This window comes from Pseudomonas japonica (genome assembly GCF_900188455.1).
GTDB classification, from domain to species: Bacteria; Pseudomonadota; Gammaproteobacteria; order Pseudomonadales; family Pseudomonadaceae; genus Aquipseudomonas; species Aquipseudomonas japonica.
In genome coordinates this window covers 227007-247258 of the sequence record NZ_FZOL01000006.1, presented here as the reverse complement: position 1 = coordinate 247258, position 20252 = coordinate 227007, and the positions used below count along the sequence as shown (strand labels likewise).

Sequence of the window (20252 nt, the reverse complement as noted above, 5' to 3'; positions counted from 1 at the left end):
AATTCCTGGGACCGCCACCATGCACGACGCCCTCCACTGGGACGCTGACCTGATCCGTCGCTACGATCTGGCCGGCCCGCGCTACACCTCCTATCCGACCGCGGTGCAACTGCACAGCGAGATCGGCTCCTTCGACCTCCTCCACGCCCTGCGTGACAGCCGCCGCGCGGCGCGTCCGTTGTCCCTCTACGTGCACGTGCCGTTCTGCGCGAACATCTGCTACTACTGCGCCTGCAACAAGGTCATCACCAAGGATCGCGCCCGCGCCCAGCCCTACCTGCAGCGCCTGGAACAGGAAATCCAGTTGATCGCCTGCCACCTCGACCCCGGCCAGACCGTGGAACAACTGCACTTCGGCGGCGGCACCCCGACCTTTCTCAGCCATGTCGAACTGCGCGAGCTGATGGCCCACCTGCGCCAGCACTTCAACCTGCTGGACGATGACTCCGGCGACTACGGCATCGAGATCGACCCGCGCGAAGCCGACTGGTCGACCATGGGCCTGCTCCGCGAACTCGGTTTCAACCGCGTCAGCCTCGGCGTGCAGGACCTCGACCCGGCCGTGCAGCGGGCGATCAACCGCCTGCAGAGTCTGGAACAGACCCGCGCCATCATCGAGGCGGCGCGCACCCTGCAATTTCGCTCGATCAACCTCGACCTGATCTACGGCCTGCCCAAGCAGACCCCGGAAGCCTTCGCCCGCACCGTCGACGAAGTGATCAAGCTGCAGCCGGATCGCCTCTCGGTGTTCAACTACGCGCACCTGCCGGAACGCTTCATGCCGCAACGGCGCATCGACGCCAGCGACCTGCCGGCCCCGGCGGCCAAGCTGGAGATGCTGCACAACACCATCGAACAGCTGACCCGCGCCGGCTACCGCTACATCGGCATGGATCATTTCGCCCTGCCCGACGACGAACTGGCCATCGCCCAGGAAGAAGGCACCCTGCAGCGCAACTTCCAGGGCTACACCACCCATGGCCACTGCGACCTGATCGGCCTGGGCGTATCCGCCATCAGCCAGATCGGCGATCTGTACTGCCAGAACGGCAGCGACCTGAACGAATACCAGAACGCCCTGGATGGCTCGCAACTGGCCACCAGCCGCGGCCTGATCTGCAACCAGGACGACCGCATCCGACGCGCCGTGATCCAGGACCTGATCTGCCACTTCGAGCTGAGTTTCGAGCGCATCGAAAGCCTGTTCACCCTCGACTTTCGCGGCTACTTCAAGGACCTCTGGCCGGCGCTGGAAGGCATGGCCAGGGACGGCCTGATCGAACTGCGCGGCGACGGCATCAGCGTGCTGCCGGCCGGTCGCCTGCTGGTGCGTTCGGTGTGCATGGTGTTCGACGCCTACCTGGACCTGAACAACCGCCAGCGTTTCTCGCGAGTGATCTAACTGACGAGGAACTTCATCGCCTTGCCCACATCGTCGGGGCTCAGTTCGGCCTGGCTCATCGCCCGGACCAGACCGAAGTTGACGGTGTTGAGCGAGGCCGACAACGCACTGACCCGGGCCTGCAGGGCCGCGGTCTTCTTCTGCATTTCAACCGGATCGAGGGAACGATCCCGCATCAACGCCTGGAGCTGGCGGTTGGCCTCGGCCAGTTCCTTTTGCAGTTTGCGAATCATCTTGAGCAACTGACGAACGGACTCCGGCAGCCCGCTTTCGTCGATATCGGCATCGCCCTGCTGCGTACGGGCGACTTCCAGGCCCTTGAGGGAGAGGTTCACCCGAATCCCTTCGGCGGACGCCGCAGCCTGGCCCGACGTCTCTGCCGCGGGGTTGGAACGGGCATCGGACGAATTGACAAGGGTCGCCTGGCGAGTCGTTTTACTGTCGACGGTCAACATGGGCGGGTCTGCCTGGAGAGATGATTCATGGCGTTTTATCGGCGTCAAAGCCGCGAACTTGAGCGAAAGCCGCACCAGAACAGAGCAAGCTGGCCTACAGTAGCCCGGCTGGGTTACCCTTGCGTTCTATGTGTGCTTTCCCACAAGGATCGATGAAATGTCTGAGCCAGTTAAACTGCGCCCTCACAACCAGGCCCATTGCAAGGATTGCAGCCTGGCGCCCCTGTGCCTGCCCCTGTCGCTCAACCTGGAAGACATGGATGCACTGGATGAAATCGTCAAACGCGGTCGTCCGCTGAAAAAAGGCGAGTTTCTGTTTCGGCAGGGTGACAATTTCGGCTCTGTCTACGCGGTGCGCTCCGGCGCCCTGAAAACCTTCAGCCTGAGCGACGGTGGCGAAGAGCAGATCACCGGCTTCCACCTGCCCAGCGAACTGGTCGGCCTGTCCGGCATGGATACCGAGACCTACCCGGTGTCGGCCCAGGCCCAGGAGACCACCTCGGTCTGCGAGATTCCCTTCGAGCGTCTGGACGAGCTGTCGGTGCAACTGCCCCAGTTGCGTCGCCAGCTGATGCGGGTAATGAGCCGGGAAATCCGCGACGACCAGCAGATGATGCTGCTGCTGTCGAAGAAGACCGCCGACGAGCGTATCGCCACCTTCCTGGTCAACCTGTCCGCGCGCTTCCGTGCCCGTGGCTATTCGGCCAACCAGTTCCGCCTGAGCATGTCGCGCAACGAGATCGGCAACTACCTGGGGCTGGCGGTGGAAACCGTGTCCCGCGTGTTCACCCGCTTCCAGCAGAACGGCCTGATCGAAGCGGAAGGCAAGGAAGTCCGGATCGTCGACCCGATCCAGCTGTGTGCCCTCGCAGGTGGTGCGCTGGAAGTCTGAACCGCGCGTTAAACGGGTATACTGACGGGCGTTTTGCCCATCAGGATACCCGCTCCATGCCAAGCGAAAGCTTTGACCTCAAATCCCTGATCCGCCCGGTTCCGGACTTTCCCAAGCCCGGCGTGATCTTCCGTGACATCACCCCGCTGTTCCAGTCGCCACGGGGCCTGCGCCATGTCACCGACCAGTTCATCGAACGCTATGTCGAGGCCGAGTTCAGTCATATCGGCGCGATGGATGCCCGTGGCTTCCTGATCGGCTCGATCATCGCCCATGAACTGAACAAGCCGCTGATCCTGTTCCGCAAGCAGGGCAAGTTGCCGGCGGATGTGATCAGCCAGGCGTATCAGACCGAATATGGCGAGGCGTTCCTGGAAGTGCACGCGGACAGCCTGTGCGAAGGTGACCAGGTGCTGATTTTCGATGACCTGATCGCCACCGGCGGCACCTTGCTGGCAGCGGCCAGCCTGGTCCGGCGCATGGGCGCGGCGGTGTTCGAGGCGGCGGCGATCATCGACCTGCCGGAGCTGGGTGGCTCGCGGAAGCTGGTCGAGGCCGGGGTGCCGACGTTCTGCCTGACCGAGTTTTCCTTGAGCGAATATTGAGTGGGGACCGCGTTGCGGTCCTTTCGCGGGCAAGCCACGCTCCTACAACCGTCAACACAAATCCGGACACCGCCCCCTCGTAGGAGCGTGGCTTGCCCGCGAAGGCCCGCAACGCGGGCCCATGGCTCACAACGAAATCGGCTTCCGCCCCGCAAACGAGTGAGCCAGCGTCCCGCCATCCACCAGCTCCAGCTCCCCACCCAGCGGCACGCCATGGGCGATCCGCGACGCCACCAGGCCCTTGTCCACCAGCAACTGCGCGATGTAATGCGCCGTCGCCTCGCCTTCCACCGTCGGGTTGGTCGCCAGGATCACCTCGGCGAAAGTCCCCTGCTCCTCGATCCGCGCCATCAACTGCGGAATCCCGATCGCCTCCGGCCCCAGGCCATCCAGCGGCGACAGGTGCCCCTTGAGCACGAAATAGCGCCCGCGATAGCCGGTCTGCTCCACCGCGTACACATCCATCGGCCCTTCCACCACGCACAGCAGCGTGTCGTCACGCCGCGGATCGGCGCACTGCGGGCACAGTTCCTGTTCGGTCAGGGTGCGGCACTGACGGCAATGCCCGACCCCGTCCATGGCCCGGGTCAACGCTTCGGCCAGGCGCGTGCCACCGCTGCGATCGCGTTCGAGCAACTGCAAGGCCATGCGCTGGGCGGTTTTCTGACCCACGCCCGGCAGGGTGCGCAGGGCGTCGATCAACTGGCGGATCAGGGGGCTGAAACTCATGGTAATGGGCCTGGCAAATCAACGAATGGGGAGAAACGACGGTGGGAGCGACAGCCTCGCGGCCGTGCTCCCACCGGGGTAAAACAAACTGGCAAGGTTTGGAGGAGAAGTGTCTGCGCGGCGATCAGGCAAGGCAAAGACAGGCTCGGAAGCGGAGTTGACTGGTTGTCAATGAGCATTCCGAGCCTGTCTTCAACGCAGCCGGATCGTCGCGCAGGCACTTATCGTCCAAAGCTTTAGAAAGGCATCTTGAAGCCTGGTGGCAGTTGCATGCCTGCGGTCATGCCGCTCATCTTGTCCTGGCTGTTCTGCTCGACCTTGCGCACCGCGTCGTTGACGGCGGCGGCGATCAGGTCTTCCAGCACTTCCTTGTCTTCCTGCATCAGGCTGTCATCCAGGCTGATGCGCTTGACGTCATGACGACCGGTCATGACCACGCTGACCAGACCGGCGCCGGATTGACCGGTCACTTCGGCGTTGGCCAGTTCTTCCTGCATCTTGGCCATCTTTTCCTGCATCTGCTGCGCCTGCTTCATCAGGCCGGCCATGCCACCTTTCATCATGGGAGTCACCTCGGTATCAAGTTGTCTGGTACGCCGCGTCGTTCGCGCGGCGCTGGGTATCCGGTTATTCGCCCTGGGTCACCAGGACGTCGACAGGTTCAATAGTATCGTGGCGCACGGTGGCGCCGAACTTCTGGATCATCTGCTGGATGAACGGGTCGTTCTCGATCGACGCTTCCGCCTCGCGCTGACGGTTGGCGCGCTTGCGCGCCGCGGCCTGAGCCGGGGTTTCCTGCTCGGGACGGATCAGCTCGATGTTCAGCGTCAGGGTACGGCCGAGGTGCTGGTTCAGCGCCTCGTTCAGACGTCGCTGCTGGGTCGCGTTAAACAGCGCGCTGTGGTTCGGGTCCAGGTGCAGCAGCCAGTTGTCGCCATCGGCGGCGATCAGCGTGCAGTTGGCGGCGATGCTGCCGGTCATGCCCGAGATCGGCAAATGCGGGTACATCTCCAGCCACTGCAGGGCCAGGCCGCTGGCCGGCTGCGCGGCGGGCTCGGGTTCCGGCTCCGGCTTGGGCTCGGCGGAGAGCTCCGCGGCGTGCTCGGTGGCCAGTTCGTCCAGGTAACTGAAACCGGCGGGATCGAGATCGCTCGGGTAGTAGTCGTCGTCCGGTGGCGGCTCGTCGTCACGGTCCATGCCGGCCGGGCTGTAGGTATGGTCGTCGAGTGGCGGCTCGTCGTCGCGAGCGGCCGCCGGTGCGGCAGGTGGGGCTGGAGCCGGAGCCGGGGCGGGCTCGGGTTCGGCGAGCGGTGCGGGGACAGGGTCTTCCCACGGCAGATCGATCACTTCCTCGACCGGCTCGGCTATCGCTTCGACGACAGGCTCGGGCTCGGGTTCCGGTTCGGGCTGTGGCTCCGGTTCAGGCGCCGCCTCGACGACCGGGGCTGGGGCCGGAGTTGGGACAGGTTCGGGAGCTGGCGCGGCGACCGCGACCGGGGCCACCGGCGCCGGGGAATCAGTCGTGGCCTGGCTGATTCCCACTGGCTTTAGTGTCGTGCCAGGGGCATCGCCGGTATCCGCCGGACGGAACGCCAGCATCCGCAGCAGGACCATCTCGAAGCCGCCACGGGGATCCGGCGCCAGCGGCAGGTCGCGACGGCCGATCAGGCCCATCTGGTAGTAGAACTGCACATCCTCGGCCGGCAGGGCCTGGGCCAGGGCCAGCACCCGCTCGCGATCGCCTTGGCCGTTGTCCACCGCTTCCGGCAGGGCCTGGGCGATGGCGACGCGGTGCAGCACATTGAGCATTTCCGAGAGCACGCCGTTCCAGTCCGGCCCCTGCTCGGCGAGATGACGCACGGCTTCCAGCAGTGCCCGGGCATCGCCCTCCAGCAGGGCCTGGAGCACGCCATAGACCTGGCCGTGATCGAGGGTGCCGAGCATCGCCCGGACATCTGCGGCGAGGACCTTGCCCTCACCGAAGGCGATGGCCTGGTCGGTGAGGCTCATGGCATCGCGCATCGAGCCGTCGGCGGCGCGGCCGAGCAGCCACAGGGCATCGTCCTCGAACGGCACGTTCTCCACACCCAGCACATGGCTCAGGTGCTCGACCACGCGCTCGGGGGTCATGTTCTTCAGGGAGAACTGCAGGCAACGGGAGAGGATGGTCGCCGGCAGTTTCTGCGGATCGGTGGTGGCGAGGATGAACTTGACGTAGGGCGGCGGCTCCTCGAGCGTCTTCAGCAAGGCGTTGAAGGAGTGGCTGGAGAGCATGTGCACTTCGTCGATCAGGTAGACCTTGAAGCGCCCGCGGCTCGGCGCGTACTGCACGTTGTCGAGCAGTTCGCGGGTGTCCTCGACCTTGGTCCGGCTCGCGGCGTCGATCTCGATCAGGTCGACGAAACGGCCCTCGTCGATCTCCCGGCACACCGAACAGGTGCCGCAAGGGGTCGAGGTGATGCCGGTCTCGCAGTTGACGCACTTGGCGATGATCCGCGCGATGGTGGTCTTGCCCACCCCGCGGGTGCCGGTGAACAGATAGGCGTGGTGCAGGCGTTGATTGTCCAGCGCGTTGATCAGGGCCTTGAGCACATGGGTCTGGCCGACCATTTCGCGGAACGAGCGCGGACGCCATTTACGTGCAAGAACCTGATAACTCATGAAAAACCATCGTAACCTGAACGGGCTGAGAGACCGCTAATCCTAGCGGAGCGGGGGCAAAATTGCATCCTGCCGAGCGCGTTCTGCCTGCATCACTCAATTAAACGCCAGGAAAAACGTGATCAAGACAGGTGCAAGAACAGTGAGCATGAATCCACTCACCAACGCCAAGGGGATAACATCTGGATCGCAGGTTTGTTTGATAATTGGCAATGTCGAATCCAGCGCCGTCGCACCAGCACTCCCGATACCGGGATGTGGCTGTCGCCTCCCGAACAGATACAGAACAATGATTGCAAGCAGCTCACGAAACAGATCAATCATCAACGCCATCGCCCCATAAGTCTGTCCCAAGGCGTCCCGTATCAAGACACTCGACAGCGTGAACCAGCCAAAACCACTCCCCAGCGCCAAAGCCACGATCGCTTGCTCGCCTGAAAGCCACGCCACAAAGAGCGAACCGACAAAAGACCCCAGCACGACCCCACTCACAACCATGAGGGCTGTGCGTGAAAACCATCTCAACTCCAGCTTCACCTGAGACAGGTCGCTCCCTACCAGCACAATAAGGAGGATCAGCAACGATGAACTTGAAGGCAGGCCAACGGACAACGCTGGAAAACGCTGCGCCGTCACAAAATATACGGCGCCCATTACAACCATTGACAATGCGATCAAGCACTCCCTGACAGGCGCCCAAAAACTGAGGACCCGGGATAAATTCAATCTCTTGTTTCGCCGGCATCCCTCGGACCCGGCCAATACGTTCAGGAGTGCAACGAATCCACACGATGCCATCGTCGTAGAAAGTGCAAAAGCAAGTGCCACGGTCAAAACCATCAATGCAGAAGGTGCAGAAGCAACGACCCCGATAGACTCAACCCCGATCAGAAACAACAGGAACCACACCAACGGCGTAATTGACCTCGTTGAGATCACCGCAACGCTTTTCCAGTGCGCCCCCACCAAATAGCCAAGAAGCAAAGCCAAAATGATCGAAGCAATTGAGCCCAGCGTCGAAATCACAGGTTTTGCCTCATGGTTGAAAAATCAATGAGCAGAATGCAACGTTCCCCGTCCGCCCCTGTTTCTTCGGCTTTATGAATTGGCGTCACGTAGTGAGAAACCCGGGGATCGTGCACCGCGAAACTGTCCATGAATCCGGCCAACTCGAACCTGGAGATAAGATCTCGCTCGGAAATCATATCCGGCAATTTTTCTCTCGCCCAAGGTGCACAGATATAGTTGACGCCGCCCGCTGTGTTCCCTGCCCTGCGCACGAGATGCGCAAAGGTAAACGGCTCACCATCTTGGTGAAAGCAGTTAGGTGAACTAATGCCCAGGTCGGAAACCGCTGTCGAAACCAACCGCACAAAGTGCACGCCCACATAGATTGGCAAACGCACATCCTTGTCCGACCAGAATGTTTTTGAAAAGTCGGCCGTTATCAATGTTTGAAGGAACCGTGTGGACTTTACCCTCTCGCTCAGCGACCTGAAGTGCCTTGCAGCGGTGTGCTCGGGATTGTGGCCCCCTTGATCGTATCCGGATATGGGATAACCAGACTCATTTTTGCCCGCGGGAAGCCACTCGACAAAAGCTTCATTTCGCCACGGAAGAATCACGCCATTAGCGTAACGACGAAATCGTTTCACAGCGTCAGGGGCGTACTCATCGTGCTCCAGGCAATTGAACTCGGCCTCGATTATTTCACGCTCGATCGAATCACACTCGATGTCCTCCTTGAACCGCGCAAAGCCTTGATCCATGAGATCTTGAATGATCATTTCCCCTCCTGCGTTCCAGTTGAGTTCCGCTCTTGAAACCGATCTGCAGGCTGCTCACCAAACTCGGCAAATCTGCCGGGGAAAGGTTTATGGCTTGACAGATGGCGCAAAAGGTAACGCTGGCAATAGCTCGACTGATGCAGGCCGCTTCTCCAGGATTTGTCAGCGACATCCGAACACTCACCGCCGCCACCCCGGATGCAGTCACCTCATTGCAAGTGACGCTGCAACACACTTCGCTGAGCAATAAAGACCGAAACCGAACACCGCATGGGTCATCAGACTGCGCAGCCGATTCCGCCAGGGCGTCGGCGTCCAGGACCGCCTGACGCTGATCGCGCTGGGCCAGGCGGCGGGGTTTTCCCTGGAGGAAATCGGCGCGATGCTGGTGGACCTGCAAGTGGACAGGCAGATGCTGGTCGCCAGGGCCGACGAGATCGATGCGCAGGTGAAGCGCTTGCAGGCGATGAGCAAGGGGCTGCGGCATGCCGCGGAGTGCCCGGAGCAGGATCACCTCGCCTGCCCGACGTTTCGGCGCTTGATGAAGGTATCGCTGGTGAAGCGTCAGGGCGGCTGACCAGCGCGACCACCCTGGCGCTGTCCTGGTCACCAGATCGCGATGTCGTAGGTCAGGTACAGCCGATTGCTGTCCCGCCCCCGCGCGAAGTCCGAGCGGTAGACATAGTTGCGTGCCTTGATCCCCAGCCCCTTGAACGTGCCTGACTGGACCACATAGGCCAGCTCGACATCCCGCTCCCATTCCTTCAGACCCGCACTGCCCGAGCGCCCGTTGTCGCCACTCAGGTAACGGCTCATGAACGTCAGCCCGGGTATTCCGGCCGAGGCGAAGTTGTAGGCATAGCTCGCCATCCAGGTCTTTTCGTCTTCCTCGACGAACTTGCCAATGCCGACGTTGCTGAAGCTGTAGACCGTGGCACCGCTGATGTAGGGCAAGCCCGCGTCGCCGCTCAGTACCTGGTAGCCGGCCCCCAGGGCATGTCCGGAATGGTTGTAGACAAGCTGGCCGCTGAGCATGTCGTTGTCGATCGACCCGCCATGGGCCGCGCCGACATCACGGCTCTTGAAATAGCGCAGGTCGCTGGTCAGTACCCCGCCGGCCAGCGGCAGGTCATGCTGGATGCCGGCGAAGTCCTGGCGATAGAAATTCTGCAGCTCGCCGTGGAAGTAGCTGAGGCGCAACGGCTTGCCGACGGCGTAATCCGCACCGGCGTAGTTGAAGTCCCCCGACGCCGGGCCGCTGTAGCCATCGACGAACAAGCCGACACTGTCAGACGAATCACGCAGCTTGAAGCGATCCAGATGACCCGCCGTCAGGGTCAGGCCGGCGATGTCCTTGCTCACCAGTTCCGACCCCTGGTAAGTCTGCGGCAGCAGCCGGGCATCGTTGTAGACCAGCAACGGGTTCTTCGGCAGCAACGTGCCATGCCTGAGCAGGGTATCGCCGATCCGCATTTTGGCCGTCGCGCCGGCGCTGGCGAATTCGTCGGCCGCCCTGCCGTCGTCATGCACCGGCAGCAGGCCGGTGCCGCTGCGTCCGCGCCCGGAATCCAGCTTGACCCCCAGCAGGCCCAGGGCATCCACACCGAAGCCCACGGTGCCCTGGGTAAAGCCGGACTGGTAGTCGAGCAGGAACCCCTGCGCCCACTCCACCCGCTCGCTTTTCGCCGTGGCGGCGGCGCGGGCGCTGAGACCCTGTTCGTCGCGGAAGTTCTCATTGAAGTAGACGTTGCGCAGCTGCAGCTTCAACTTGCTGTCGTCGATGAAGCCGGCGGCCGTCACCATCGGCAGATAACAAAAGCAGGCGCCACAGGCCAACGCACGAGCGAAAGGATTCGTCATGTCGGAACACTCTTTATTGTTGTAGGGGTTGTTTCGTGAAGCGATCAGACGAAGAGCGATATCGCCCCGGTCAGCAGTGCCAGCGCGGTAATCACCAGCGAGGTCAGTACCGCCCACTTCACTGTGGCTTTCTGGAAATCGCCGATATCGCGGTCGACCATCCCCACCAGCAGCAGGGTCGAGGCCACCAACGGGCTCATCAGGTGAACCGGCTGGCCCAGCACCGAGGCGCGGGCGATTTCCAGCGGGTCGATGCCGTAGGCCGCCGCCGCGTTGGCCAGGATCGGCACCACGCCGAAGTAGTAGGCATCGTTGGACAGCACGAAGGTCAACGGCATGCTGGTGATCGCCACCACCAGCGGGAACCAGTGGCTCCAGGCGTCCGGAATCCAGTCGACCAGGGTCTGCGCCAGGGCATCGACCATCTTGGTGCCGGAGAAGATGCCCGCGAAAATGCCGGCCGCGAAGACAAGCAGTACCACGGTCATGGCATTGCCCGAGTGGGCGAGGATGCGCTCTTTCTGCAGGTCGAGCTGCGGGTAGTTGATCATCAGCGCGGCGACGAAGCCGATCATGAAGAGAATCGCCGCGTGCATCACGCCCATCACCAGGGCGACCATCACCGCGATGACCAGCACCAGGTTGAGATAGGCCAGGCGCGGGCGCTTGTACGGGGTGTCTTCCAGGATCGACTTGATGTAGCAGTTGCCGCCGCCGGATTCGAGGCGGATGTTGCCGATGCGCTTGCGCTCGGCCCGGCCCAGCAGGAACGCGGTGAACACCACCCACGCGGCGCCACCGATCATGGTCGGCAGCATGGGGATGAAGTACGCGGTGGCGTCCAGGCCGAGGGCGGCGATGGCGCGGGTCGCCGGTCCGCCCCACGGGCTCATGCCGCTCATGATGCTCAGCGACAGCATCGAGATGGTCGCGAGGATCATGGTGTTCATGCCGATGCGCTTGTACAGCGGCAGCATCGCCGCGCAGGTGATCATGTAGGTGGTGGTGCCATCACCGTCCAGGGCCACCAGCAGCGAGAGCAGCGCGGTGCCGATAGCGATCTTCTGCGGATCGCCGTTGACCCGCTTGAGGATCTTGCGGATCAGCGGATCGAACAGCCCGGCGTCGATCATCAGGCCGAAGAACAGGATCGCGAACAGCAACAGCGCCGCCGACGGCGCGACCATCTTCAGGCCGTCGAGCATCATCTTGCCGAGTTCGGGTGCGAAGCCGCCGATCACGGCGAAGACGATGGGCACGACGGTCAGGGCGACGATCGGGGAAAGACGTTTGCTCATGATCAGGTAGGTGAAGGTCACCACCATGATCAAACCCAGCAATGCCAGCATAGGAAGTTCTCTTGTTGTTATTGTCGATGGCCGCCAACCCGCGGACGGCCGTGGTCCTCGCCCGGCGCCAGGCACCGGGCGAACGCTTCGTGGTTGTGTCTGGGGGTGTTGCGCGCAGCGTCAGTGCGGACGCTGCCGTGGCTCCGGGGTCCAGTCGACGGACTGCTGCAGCGGGGCGGTCGAAGGCCGCGCACGCCCCTCCTCCAGGGTGCGCAGGAGCACCTCGCGGTCACAGGCTTTCTCGGACAGGGACATCACCACCGTGGCCACCGCGTTGCTCGCCAGGCTGGTCAGGGCCCGGGCTTCGGACATGAAACGGTCGATGCCGATCAGCAGGGCCAGGCCGGCCAGGGGGATGTCGTGGATCACCGTCAGGGTCGAGGCCAGCGCCACGAAGCCGCTGCCGGTGACACCCGCCGCGCCCTTGGACGAAAGCAGCATGATCGCCAGCATGGTCAGGGTCTGCCCGAGGCTCAGGTCGATGTTGCAGGCCTGGGCGATGAACACCGCCGCCAGCGACAGGTAGATGGCCGTGCCGTCGAGGTTGAAGGAATAGCCGGTCGGCAGCACCAGACCCACCACGCCTTTCTTGCAGCCCAGGCGTTCGAGCTTCTCGATCATCCGCGGCAGCACCGGCTCGGTGGACGAGGTGCCCAGCACCACCAGGAACTCCTCGCGAAAATAACGCAGCAGCTTCCACAGGCTGAAGCCATGCAGGCGGCACAGCGTGCCCAGCACCGCCACGACGAAGAACGCGCAGGCGATGTACAGGGTCATCACTAGCTTGGCCAGCGAGCCCAGCGAGGTAATGCCGTACTGCCCGACGGTGAAGGCCAGCGCGCCGAAAGCACCGACCGGGGCGAAGCGCATGAGGTAGCCGAAGATGCGGAAGACCATCTGCGACAGGGCCTCCAGCACATCCAGCACCGGCTTGCCACGCTCGCCCATGGCCGACAGGGCGAAGCCGCTGAGCACGGCGATGAACAGCACCGGCAGCACCTCGCCCTTGTTGAAGGCACCGACGAAGGTGTCGGGGATGATGTGCATGAAGAAGTCCACCACCCCCAGCTTGGCCGCGGACTCGGTGTACTGGCTCAACCCCGAGGTATTGAGGCGCGAAGGATCGATGTTCATGCCCACGCCGGGCTGGAACAGGTACACCGCCGCAAGGCCAATGCCCAGGCTGATCACCGTCAGCACCAGGAACAGCAGCAAGGTCTTGCCCATCAGGCGGCCCAGGGTGCTTTTATCGGTCATCCCGGCGATGCCGGTGACGATGGTGCAGAACACCACGGGGGCAATCATCATCTTGATCAGCTTGATGAACGCGTCGCCCAGCGGCTTCAAGGCAATGGCCTGCTGGGCCCAGAAGTGACCGACCAGCACACCCAGCACCACGGCGCAGAGGATCTGGAAGTACAGCGATTTGGCGATTTTCATGAGGCATCACCCATTGTTGGATTTGTGCGGATGCGCTTGACAACAATTGTATAAGAATTAACCAGCCAGGCGCCTTGACCGCGGCGCATACACGAAGCCGGAGAACAGCCGGCGTGCGGTGCGCACCACCGACGCCTGCAGCGGACCGCCCTGCGCGCCATTGCGCGACAGGGCGATATCGATCGCGCCGCTGGGGTGTTCCAGACGGATCCGAGCGAGTTCGCCGGCTGCCTCGCCGAGCATGTCCATGGCCACGGTTCCCGGGCTGACGCAGGCCGTCGCCAGACCGACGGCGCCGGTGATGGCCAGCGCCCGATGGCAGTTGTGCGGCATGAAGTAGCGAACCTGCAGCGTGCCGTCGTAGCGCGGGGGCGAGATCAGCACCGGCTTGGGAATCACCATGCTGCTCACATCACCGAGGCCCATCGCCCGACCGGCCTTGAGCCGCAGCGCTTCGAGCTTCTCCAGCAACGCCACGTCGGCATCCAGCTGCGCCGGGGATTCGGAACCGGTCACACCCAGCTGGCTGGCCTCGACGATCATCATCGGCATGGCCATGTCGATGCAGGTGACCGGGATCCCGTCGATCACATCGCGGGCCTGACCGGTGGGGAACAGCTTGCCGGTCTTGCTGCCGATGGCGTTGAGGAAGGTCAGGTGGATCGGCGCCGCGGTGCCGGGCACGCCATCGATGGCGGTCTGGCCTTCGTAACGGACGATGCCGCCCGGGGTTTCCACCCGCGAATTGACGAAGGTATTGGTGTTCAGGTTGCGGATGCGCACCAGGGTGTGACCGTCCTGCGCCTTGACCAGGCCCTGCTCGATGGCGAAGGGGCCGACCGCGCAGAGCATGTTGCCGCAGTTGGGCGCGGTATCGACCCGACGCTGGGCGACCATGACCTGGACGAACAGGTAGTCGACGTCCGCGTCGGCGTGCAGCGACGGGCTGACGATCGCCACCTTGCTGGTCTGCGGACTGCCGCCACCGATGCCATCGATCTCCAGCTCGTGGCCGGAGCCCATGATATTGAGCAGGACCTCGTCACGCTCGACGACGTTGGACGGCAGGTCCCAGGCATGGAAGACCGGGCCTTTGGACGTACCGCCGCGCATGAGCACACAGGGAATTCGTTGCATGACTACTGACTCTCACTGATCAATCGGCATAATTGATGTTGTGGGAGAAAGAGTGACACCCACGGATAAATCAATCCAATGCAAAGATCGTCGCTATTATTTCGTTTAGCGCATCAATATCTTTTGACTGCTACAGGCGTGCATTCATGGAATACGAGCTTCAGGATCTTCGATCTTTCGTCAAAATCGCCGAACTCGGCAGCTTCCACGAGGCGGCGGAAGCCTTGCACCTGTCGCAGCCGGCACTGAGCCGGCGGATCAAGAAGCTGGAAGAAGGGCTGGGCACGCCGCTGCTGGAGCGCACCACCCGTCGGGTCGGCCTGACCAGTGTCGGGCGGGACTTCCTGCCCAAGGCGCGGCGGTTGCTGGACGACTTCGAGGATTCGATCCTGAGCATCCGCGAACTGGCCGAGCGCCAGAGCGGCCAGGTCACCCTCGCCTGCATCCCCACGGCGGCCTTCTACTTCCTGCCGTCGGTGATCCGCGTCTACAACGACCAGTACCCGAAGATCCGCATCCGCCTGCTCGACCTCAGCGCCAACGACGGGCTCGAGGCCGTGCTGCGCGGCGAAGCCGACTTTGGCATCAACATGATGAGCGGCCAGCACCCGGACATCGAATTCGTGCCGCTGGTCCAGGAGCATTTCGTCCTCGCCTGCCGTCGCGACCATGAGCTGGCGAAGCGTGCCTCGATCACCTGGAGCGAACTGGTGGACTACCGCCTGATCGGCGTGGGTCGGCTGAGCGGCAACCGGATCCTCCTCGACCATGCCCTGTCCGGGCTGAACATCCGGCCCAAGTGGTTCTACGAGGTGCAACACCTGTCGACATCGCTGGGCATGGTGGAAGCGGGCCTGGGGGTATCGGCCATGCCGAGCCTGGCGATGCCGACCGCGGATCACCCGACACTGGTGAGCGTGCCGCTGGTGGAGCCGCAGGTGACCCGCACGCTGGGGCTGGTGTATCGGCGGGGGGCGTCGTTGTCGCCGGCGGCGGAGAAGTTCGTGTCGATTCTGTTGGAGAAGTGGCCGAATGCGTGAGACCCCATGCAGCATCGAAGCCCTCAATTTTCTCCTAGCGAAAACATAGCAATGTGCCACTCTACAACCGGCCCCGGTCACATCGATGTGCCACTGCCAACGCCACCTCCCCTTACCCTGAAGTAAGAAAGAGAGCTGTCATGACGACCACCGACAAAAAGATTCATGGACACGGCAACTTCATCCCCGGTTCAGTTCGGGTTGTGGACTACAACAGCTACTTCAACAACATCCTGGTCCGTGGCAGCTCTGCCTTCGGTGCCAAGACGGAAGCGGGCGATCCCTTCGTCATTGCCGACCTGATCGCAGCCATCAAGAGCGATGAAAACTTCGCCAGCACGGGCATCACCCTCAGCGCCAACCCCATGGTGATCGACTTCTGCCTGATCGGCTTCGGCAGCGAAAAGGACCAGAAGATCGTCGAGTCCGAGATCGCCTGGTTCGCCGAGGGCAGCCCCACCCCCAACGGCAACTCGGGTCCTTATCCGGTCTACTTCAGCGCCACCAACAGCGGGGTCGCCGCCGGCACCACGATGATGTACTGGCCGATCCAGGCATTGGGCAGTTCGCTGCTGCAGAGCGTCGGCGCGACCTGGAACCCGTCCCCCGCCAACTCCATTGGCCCGGGGACGAGCAATGAAGGTTTCAACTACAGCGCACTGGTCCCGGCGATCTGGAATGCCCTGCAGAACCAGACCCCCAACCTGCCCGGCGTACCTGCGACGCTGCAGGCGATCACCAACGCGATCATCTATGTTCACTGTGATTCGGGCGTGAACCGCACTGGCGCGGCGGTGGCTGGCTACCTGATGACCTTCGGCAGCAACCTGGCCGCCCTCGACCTGCCCGCGAGCAACGGCGTGCCCTGCACCCTGGCCAAGGCCCAGGCCGCGGCCGGACGCGCCGCCCCCAGCAACGACTCGCCACCGGGCGGCGTGGATATTCCGGTGACACAGGCGTACTGCAACTACATCTATACGAAGAACATCGATGGCGAGCTGATTGCGGCGTGCTTGCCGGCGAGTAGCTGAGTTCCCTCCCCCCGCAAGCCGGCGGATCGCTGCCGCCGGCTCTTTCATGCGCATCACAAGATGTTGCATTTACCCAGAAACTTCATCGATCTCCGACTTTCTTGTAGGCAATTTCCCAAGCATACTCCCCAACCCCGCCTGGCGGTTGCGTCCCCTGGAAACGGTACCTACTCTTCGCCGGTCGTTGCCAAATCAACGACCGGATTAGCAGTCCGTTCCCTGAGCGATCACCAGCGGCCAGTTATGGCGGCTGTATGTGTGGGCACCTTCGGGTGCGCCGGGTTCGCTCATTGACCGGTCTGCTAACCCACGTACAGTCGCCACCCATCGTTTAGCAGCGAAAGTGGCTAACTCAATCTCAATGAGTGATATGCCATGAAAAAGCTCGTCCCCGATCCGCCCGTCCTCTGCGTCGGCCCCGGCCTTCACCATGAAGAGGCCGTCCGCAAAGCCGAAGAACACCTGAAACGGGCCATCCACGCCGCCTCCTCCCTCCCCGACCTGCCCACCGAAAGGCATCAGATGATGCTCAGCAATGCCCTGCTGAATATGAGAATTAGCAAGGCATTGCTGTCGGTTGCGCTGTCGGCTTCGTCGGTGGCCGTACCGGTGTGAATGAAGGCCGCGGAGCTTGTCTCCGCGGCCCTCTGGCCTGTCCATATCGCTCGTAGGAGCGCGGCTTGCCCGCGAAGGACCGCAGGGCGGTCCCAGTACATCAAACAGACAATTCCCCAGCAATCTGCAGATCCTTCCTACTTCTTTCTCTCCCTATTACCCCCATCCTCTGGCCTTTCGGACGGCAGAGTCCTTCAGACCAGAGAACAGCCACTGCCATCCATTACCAAAATCCGCGCCCGATCCAGCGACTGGCGCATAAGGACTGGAGGCCCGATGGCTAAAGGAAATTTCATCGCCCTGGGCGACAAGACCACCTGCGGCGGCAGCGTCGTCGAGGGCGACACTCACATCAACATGTTCGGCTTCGCCCACGCCCGCGAAGGTCACCAGGTCACCTGCGGGGTCACCGGCAGGGTCTACACGATCATCGGCGGGATCGAAAGATTCACCAGCAACGGTCGAAAAGCGGCGGGGACACTGCACAGTTTCAGTTCCTGTCCCTGCCGGGCAAAGCTGATCCCCTCGATCAGCTTCATGACCTACGACTACGAAGACGATCCGCTGCCTGCTGGCTCGCAAGGCAGAGATTCGAGCCAACCTGGAAACGACTTCCGGCCTGCGCCAGCCGCAACGGCTGCGCATTCAGCGAGCAGAACTCCTCAAGACCTCGATATCGAACGTTGCAGCGGCGCCTTCCAGTTGGTCGATCAATGGAACATGCCCTGCCCAACCCATGACTACGCCCTACTGCGAAACGGCGCCTGCCTTGCCGGCGACACCCTCAACCCGGAGGGCTACAGCCATATCTGCTACAGCGCTCAAGCCACCCACCTGAACGTCGCCACCAGCGCCCCGGCGCCGCTCCTGGAGTAATCCCCATGTCCCTGAACGACTTCGAACAAACCAACGCACTGGGTCCAGACACCCTGTTTGCCCTGCCCAACGCGACACTGGATACCGCGCCCGGTAAAGACCATCCCCCCAAGAAGATCGTGATCAACCGACTGGCGCTGACGCGCCTGCCCGGCGCCATGCGCAATATGGGTTGGGAGACTGCGGCTGCTTTGATGCAGCGGTGGTTTGATAGTCCTGCGTGGGCGATGCCGGAGGCATGGAAAGAAGTTGAAACTCAACCCCATCCATTCACCCTCAGACCAGAAAATTGCGATCAAAGCATTGTCAAGATGGACTGGGCGATGCGATTTGAGCACTGTCGAAAAGCAGTGACTCAGGCAGAAGCGATCATCGATACATACAACGCAAAACGGTTATTGAAAGAGCGTTTGGTAGCAGCAGGTTGGTCATTCGACTCGCCATTCGAACTAGGCTCTGCATGAAACCTTTGAAATTCCGCCAACGCCCCAGTCCACCTGAGTTTCCGTAGAGTTCTGGCCTTTTCAGCGCAAGGCTCTGCCATGCCCAAACAGCGATACGAAATTTCCGACGCCGACTGGGGGTTGGTCGCGGACCTCTTCAACACGCCTCGCCGCACGGGACGCCTTCTTTAACTTTTTAGTTGCTGTGCTTTCTTGGTCGCAAATTCATCCTCAGTCAATATGCCCCATTCTTTCAGGGAAGCTAACTCTTCAAGCTCATCAGCTACAGACATATTTTCTTGAGTCGATGATGCGACGGTATTCGAGCGAGCAACAGCTTTTAATGACTCTAAATGACGTTCATTTTGAGCTGCCTGCTCCTGCTTTTTTGCCGCGTCCTTATACAAATCGCTGACTATGAGAGCAACGACTAGCCCAAGGAGAGGAGAAGTGATAAGAGACAGCAGCGCATACCCCTAAAATCCTCGCCCTTTCGAGTTCGCCAGCATACCCATGCCAGTGGAACAAGCAAACAAAAAAACCATGAAAAGAAATTCTAAGGTTATATTCCCATGATTGAAAAGCCTATAGTTAGACTCAATTACAGCACAAGACTACCATTACCGAGAGCTTTAGCCGGTTTAGTAACTGGAGCCGTCGAGCGACTACGAGAATAGGGGTCATGGTAGTAACTATGGCAAAACCTCTGTACTACTGAGTTTAATTATTCTAGGTGCTTATTCATCAATGCTGTCGATTACAAAGTTTATGAAGGCCGAGCAGCAAATCAGCATGAATCGGGCGTCAGCTTTTGTTGGAGTGGCAGAGCCATCCATCAGTGCATGCCTTATTCCTCCAGCATCACTTGTGTAGCCGTAAAGCTTCAAAAATGCCGACTTCATGCTTGCATGCAAATTATGTTTATCTTCCAGTATCTTGAGAGCATTACCTAGCGTGTCTTTCTCATCGCCAACCAGTTTTTTGGCAAGAGACTCAACGGCACTAATGCTTTCTTTTATCGAGTTTCGATAATCAGGATTTTCTCTGTCAGTAAGCAAGCCCAACGCAGTTTGAATGTGAGTTCTAACACCCGCGTAGCGATCCGAGTTGCGAATTGCTGACTCGACCTCCTCAACTTCCTCGGACGAAGAAATAGGAGTAATGCATCCCGACACAAACCGATAAGCTGAGTTCTCCCGTTCTAGAACCTTATTGAACTCACCAACAAGCTGACCTGAAGTATTACTGTAGTTAATAGCTACCAAAAACTCCATGAAGCTGTAGACCCGATGCCAAGGGGATTTAAAAAAAACCCTCTCAACTCCTGCCTAATTGACTCCCAGCTATCCGGCATAAAATCAATAGGTTTCTTAAGAAAGCCTGAATACACCTTCAGAGCCAATGCATTAAAGTTAGATTGTGAAAGGTCATCTATCCCAAGATGATTATTAGATCGATATTTAGAGAACAACTGCAGGCATACCACATTCCACAAAGATACGAGTAACTCGCCATCAATACTTTCAGTCTGTGCGACTTTATGAACGGGAGCCAAGCCCATTCGCTGAGAGAAATCCATTGTCACCATGGCACCCCTTCTATGCGTGTAAGGCCAACGAGACCTGTCGATTCACTGCATTGTACACGGTGGCTGATGGCCAGTGCTGACCTGCCACTTCGCTCACGTCGATAGCTGCTCAGCATCCGCACTCAGCTACAAAGCCGAACAACGGCACGTCACTGGCCGGATGTCACAGGTTCATGACTGAGAGGTTACAAACTGAATGGCTTGATAGCGAAGGAACAGACAAATCTGCTATTGATCGGGATTGAGGACCAAGATGAATGGAGGATAGAACGCCCATCACAGCACACCACTCAGGTGTTCTACGGCACTGGTCCACTTCTAGGTTTTTTGAGCGAGAAATCC

Annotated in this window: 19 protein-coding genes and 2 pseudogenes; 9 read left to right on the top strand and 12 right to left on the bottom strand. The window is 60.9% G+C overall.

The window, feature by feature from the left end:
- Positions 1-19: 19 nt before the first annotated feature.
- Positions 20-1402: an oxygen-independent coproporphyrinogen III oxidase gene (hemN, locus tag CHB99_RS10370; protein WP_042123292.1), complete on the top strand. Its 1383-nt coding sequence runs from the start codon at positions 20-22 to the stop codon at positions 1400-1402.
- Here hemN and CHB99_RS10365 read toward each other — a convergent pair.
- The gene (locus CHB99_RS10365) at positions 1399-1737 is read right to left on the bottom strand and encodes a hypothetical protein (RefSeq protein WP_141137280.1); all 339 of its coding nucleotides are present in this window, start codon (positions 1735-1737) and stop codon (positions 1399-1401) included. The genes hemN and CHB99_RS10365 overlap by 4 nt on opposite strands.
- Before the next feature lie 277 nt (positions 1738-2014).
- Between CHB99_RS10365 and fnrA the strand changes: the two genes are divergently transcribed.
- Both fnrA and CHB99_RS10355 read left to right on the top strand, forming a co-directional pair.
- The gene (gene fnrA, locus CHB99_RS10360) at positions 2015-2749 is read left to right on the top strand and encodes a Crp/Fnr family transcriptional regulator FnrA (RefSeq protein ID WP_042123290.1); all 735 of its coding nucleotides are present in this window, start codon (positions 2015-2017) and stop codon (positions 2747-2749) included.
- A 56-nt stretch (positions 2750-2805) separates the two neighbouring features.
- A complete protein-coding gene (locus CHB99_RS10355; protein WP_042123289.1) occupies positions 2806-3354 on the top strand; it encodes an adenine phosphoribosyltransferase in 549 nt (182 codons plus the stop codon).
- Positions 3355-3480: 126 nt separating this feature from the next.
- On the opposite strand, the gene recR is transcribed toward CHB99_RS10355, so the two are convergent.
- The 5 genes from recR to CHB99_RS10330 form a co-directional block, all read right to left on the bottom strand.
- A complete protein-coding gene (recR, locus tag CHB99_RS10350) occupies positions 3481-4083 on the bottom strand; it encodes a recombination mediator RecR (protein WP_042123287.1) in 603 nt (200 codons plus the stop codon).
- 236 nt (positions 4084-4319) lie between these two features.
- A complete protein-coding gene (locus tag CHB99_RS10345; protein WP_009396198.1) occupies positions 4320-4646 on the bottom strand; it encodes a YbaB/EbfC family nucleoid-associated protein in 327 nt (108 codons plus the stop codon).
- Between the two features lie 64 nt (positions 4647-4710).
- Positions 4711-6744 (bottom strand): DNA polymerase III subunit gamma/tau, encoded by a 2034-nt coding sequence (gene dnaX / locus CHB99_RS10340; RefSeq protein ID WP_042123285.1) that lies wholly within the window; start codon positions 6742-6744, stop codon positions 4711-4713.
- A 96-nt stretch (positions 6745-6840) separates the two neighbouring features.
- Positions 6841-7770, bottom strand: a complete 930-nt coding sequence (locus CHB99_RS10335) for a LysO family transporter (RefSeq protein ID WP_212555909.1) — start codon at positions 7768-7770, stop codon at positions 6841-6843.
- A complete protein-coding gene (locus CHB99_RS10330; RefSeq protein WP_042123283.1) occupies positions 7767-8531 on the bottom strand; it encodes a 2OG-Fe dioxygenase family protein in 765 nt (254 codons plus the stop codon). Before CHB99_RS10330 ends, CHB99_RS10335 begins: the two co-directional genes overlap by 4 nt.
- A 313-nt stretch (positions 8532-8844) precedes the next feature.
- On the opposite strand from CHB99_RS10330, the pseudogene CHB99_RS10325 reads away from it, so the two are divergent.
- A pseudogene (locus CHB99_RS10325) lies at positions 8845-9108 on the top strand (MerR family DNA-binding protein); the annotation flags it as partial.
- 29 nt (positions 9109-9137) lie between these two features.
- Here the strand turns inward: CHB99_RS10325 and CHB99_RS10320 are convergent.
- The 4 genes from CHB99_RS10320 to CHB99_RS10305 form a co-directional block, all read right to left on the bottom strand.
- Entirely contained in the window at positions 9138-10334 is a 1197-nt protein-coding gene (locus CHB99_RS10320) for an OprD family porin (protein WP_245655594.1), read from the bottom strand.
- A gap of 101 nt (positions 10335-10435) precedes the next feature.
- Complete coding sequence (locus CHB99_RS10315; RefSeq protein ID WP_042123278.1) at positions 10436-11740, bottom strand: CitMHS family transporter; 1305 nt, start codon at positions 11738-11740, stop codon at positions 10436-10438.
- Between the two features lie 120 nt (positions 11741-11860).
- Positions 11861-13180 (bottom strand): dicarboxylate/amino acid:cation symporter, encoded by a 1320-nt coding sequence (locus CHB99_RS10310; protein ID WP_042123276.1) that lies wholly within the window; start codon positions 13178-13180, stop codon positions 11861-11863.
- 57 nt (positions 13181-13237) lie between these two features.
- Complete coding sequence (locus tag CHB99_RS10305; protein ID WP_084702628.1) at positions 13238-14317, bottom strand: 4-oxalomesaconate tautomerase; 1080 nt, start codon at positions 14315-14317, stop codon at positions 13238-13240.
- A gap of 146 nt (positions 14318-14463) precedes the next feature.
- Between CHB99_RS10305 and CHB99_RS10300 the strand changes: the two genes are divergently transcribed.
- The 5 genes from CHB99_RS10300 (at position 14464) to CHB99_RS10280 (ending at position 18343) form a co-directional block, all read left to right on the top strand.
- A complete protein-coding gene (locus tag CHB99_RS10300) occupies positions 14464-15357 on the top strand; it encodes a LysR family transcriptional regulator (protein WP_042123272.1) in 894 nt (297 codons plus the stop codon).
- 140 nt (positions 15358-15497) lie between these two features.
- The gene (locus CHB99_RS10295) at positions 15498-16388 is read left to right on the top strand and encodes a protein-tyrosine phosphatase family protein (protein ID WP_042123271.1); all 891 of its coding nucleotides are present in this window, start codon (positions 15498-15500) and stop codon (positions 16386-16388) included.
- Positions 16389-16763: 375 nt separating this feature from the next.
- A complete protein-coding gene (locus CHB99_RS10290; protein WP_042123269.1) occupies positions 16764-17003 on the top strand; it encodes a hypothetical protein in 240 nt (79 codons plus the stop codon).
- A 276-nt stretch (positions 17004-17279) separates the two neighbouring features.
- Positions 17280-17879 carry a PAAR domain-containing protein gene (locus CHB99_RS10285; RefSeq protein WP_084702625.1) on the top strand — a complete coding sequence of 200 codons (600 nt, stop codon included), beginning with the start codon at positions 17280-17282 and terminating at the stop codon, positions 17877-17879.
- Between the two features lie 5 nt (positions 17880-17884).
- A complete protein-coding gene (locus tag CHB99_RS10280; RefSeq protein WP_052419399.1) occupies positions 17885-18343 on the top strand; it encodes a DUF6402 family protein in 459 nt (152 codons plus the stop codon).
- 167 nt (positions 18344-18510) lie between these two features.
- Here CHB99_RS10280 and CHB99_RS29520 read toward each other — a convergent pair whose 3' ends face one another.
- Together CHB99_RS29520 and CHB99_RS29515 are read right to left on the bottom strand one after the other, a co-directional pair.
- A complete protein-coding gene (locus CHB99_RS29520; RefSeq protein WP_141137279.1) occupies positions 18511-18729 on the bottom strand; it encodes an SHOCT domain-containing protein in 219 nt (72 codons plus the stop codon).
- Between the two features lie 330 nt (positions 18730-19059).
- Positions 19060-19883 (bottom strand): annotated as a pseudogene (locus CHB99_RS29515) (AbiJ-NTD4 domain-containing protein).
- Positions 19884-20252: the final 369 nt, after the last annotated feature.

Coding starts and splice junctions, on each gene's coding strand:
- CHB99_RS10355 (WP_042123289.1), top strand. CDS start 2,806: ATGCCAAGCGAAAGCTTTGACCTCAAATCCCTGATCCGCCCGGTTCCG.
- CHB99_RS10290 (WP_042123269.1), top strand. CDS start 16,764: ATGAAAAAGCTCGTCCCCGATCCGCCCGTCCTCTGCGTCGGCCCCGGC.
- hemN (WP_042123292.1), top strand. CDS start 20: ATGCACGACGCCCTCCACTGGGACGCTGACCTGATCCGTCGCTACGAT.
- CHB99_RS10315 (WP_042123278.1), bottom strand. CDS start 11,740: ATGCTGGCATTGCTGGGTTTGATCATGGTGGTGACCTTCACCTACCTG.
- CHB99_RS10305 (WP_084702628.1), bottom strand. CDS start 14,317: ATGCAACGAATTCCCTGTGTGCTCATGCGCGGCGGTACGTCCAAAGGC.
- CHB99_RS10330 (WP_042123283.1), bottom strand. CDS start 8,531: ATGATCATTCAAGATCTCATGGATCAAGGCTTTGCGCGGTTCAAGGAG.
- CHB99_RS10285 (WP_084702625.1), top strand. CDS start 17,280: ATGGCTAAAGGAAATTTCATCGCCCTGGGCGACAAGACCACCTGCGGC.
- CHB99_RS10345 (WP_009396198.1), bottom strand. CDS start 4,646: ATGATGAAAGGTGGCATGGCCGGCCTGATGAAGCAGGCGCAGCAGATG.
- CHB99_RS10300 (WP_042123272.1), top strand. CDS start 14,464: ATGGAATACGAGCTTCAGGATCTTCGATCTTTCGTCAAAATCGCCGAA.
- CHB99_RS10295 (WP_042123271.1), top strand. CDS start 15,498: ATGACGACCACCGACAAAAAGATTCATGGACACGGCAACTTCATCCCC.
- CHB99_RS10280 (WP_052419399.1), top strand. CDS start 17,885: ATGTCCCTGAACGACTTCGAACAAACCAACGCACTGGGTCCAGACACC.
- recR (WP_042123287.1), bottom strand. CDS start 4,083: ATGAGTTTCAGCCCCCTGATCCGCCAGTTGATCGACGCCCTGCGCACC.
- fnrA (WP_042123290.1), top strand. CDS start 2,015: ATGTCTGAGCCAGTTAAACTGCGCCCTCACAACCAGGCCCATTGCAAG.
- dnaX (WP_042123285.1), bottom strand. CDS start 6,744: ATGAGTTATCAGGTTCTTGCACGTAAATGGCGTCCGCGCTCGTTCCGC.
- CHB99_RS10310 (WP_042123276.1), bottom strand. CDS start 13,180: ATGAAAATCGCCAAATCGCTGTACTTCCAGATCCTCTGCGCCGTGGTG.
- CHB99_RS10320 (WP_245655594.1), bottom strand. CDS start 10,334: ATGGTGACGGCCGCCGGCTTCATCGACGACAGCAAGTTGAAGCTGCAG.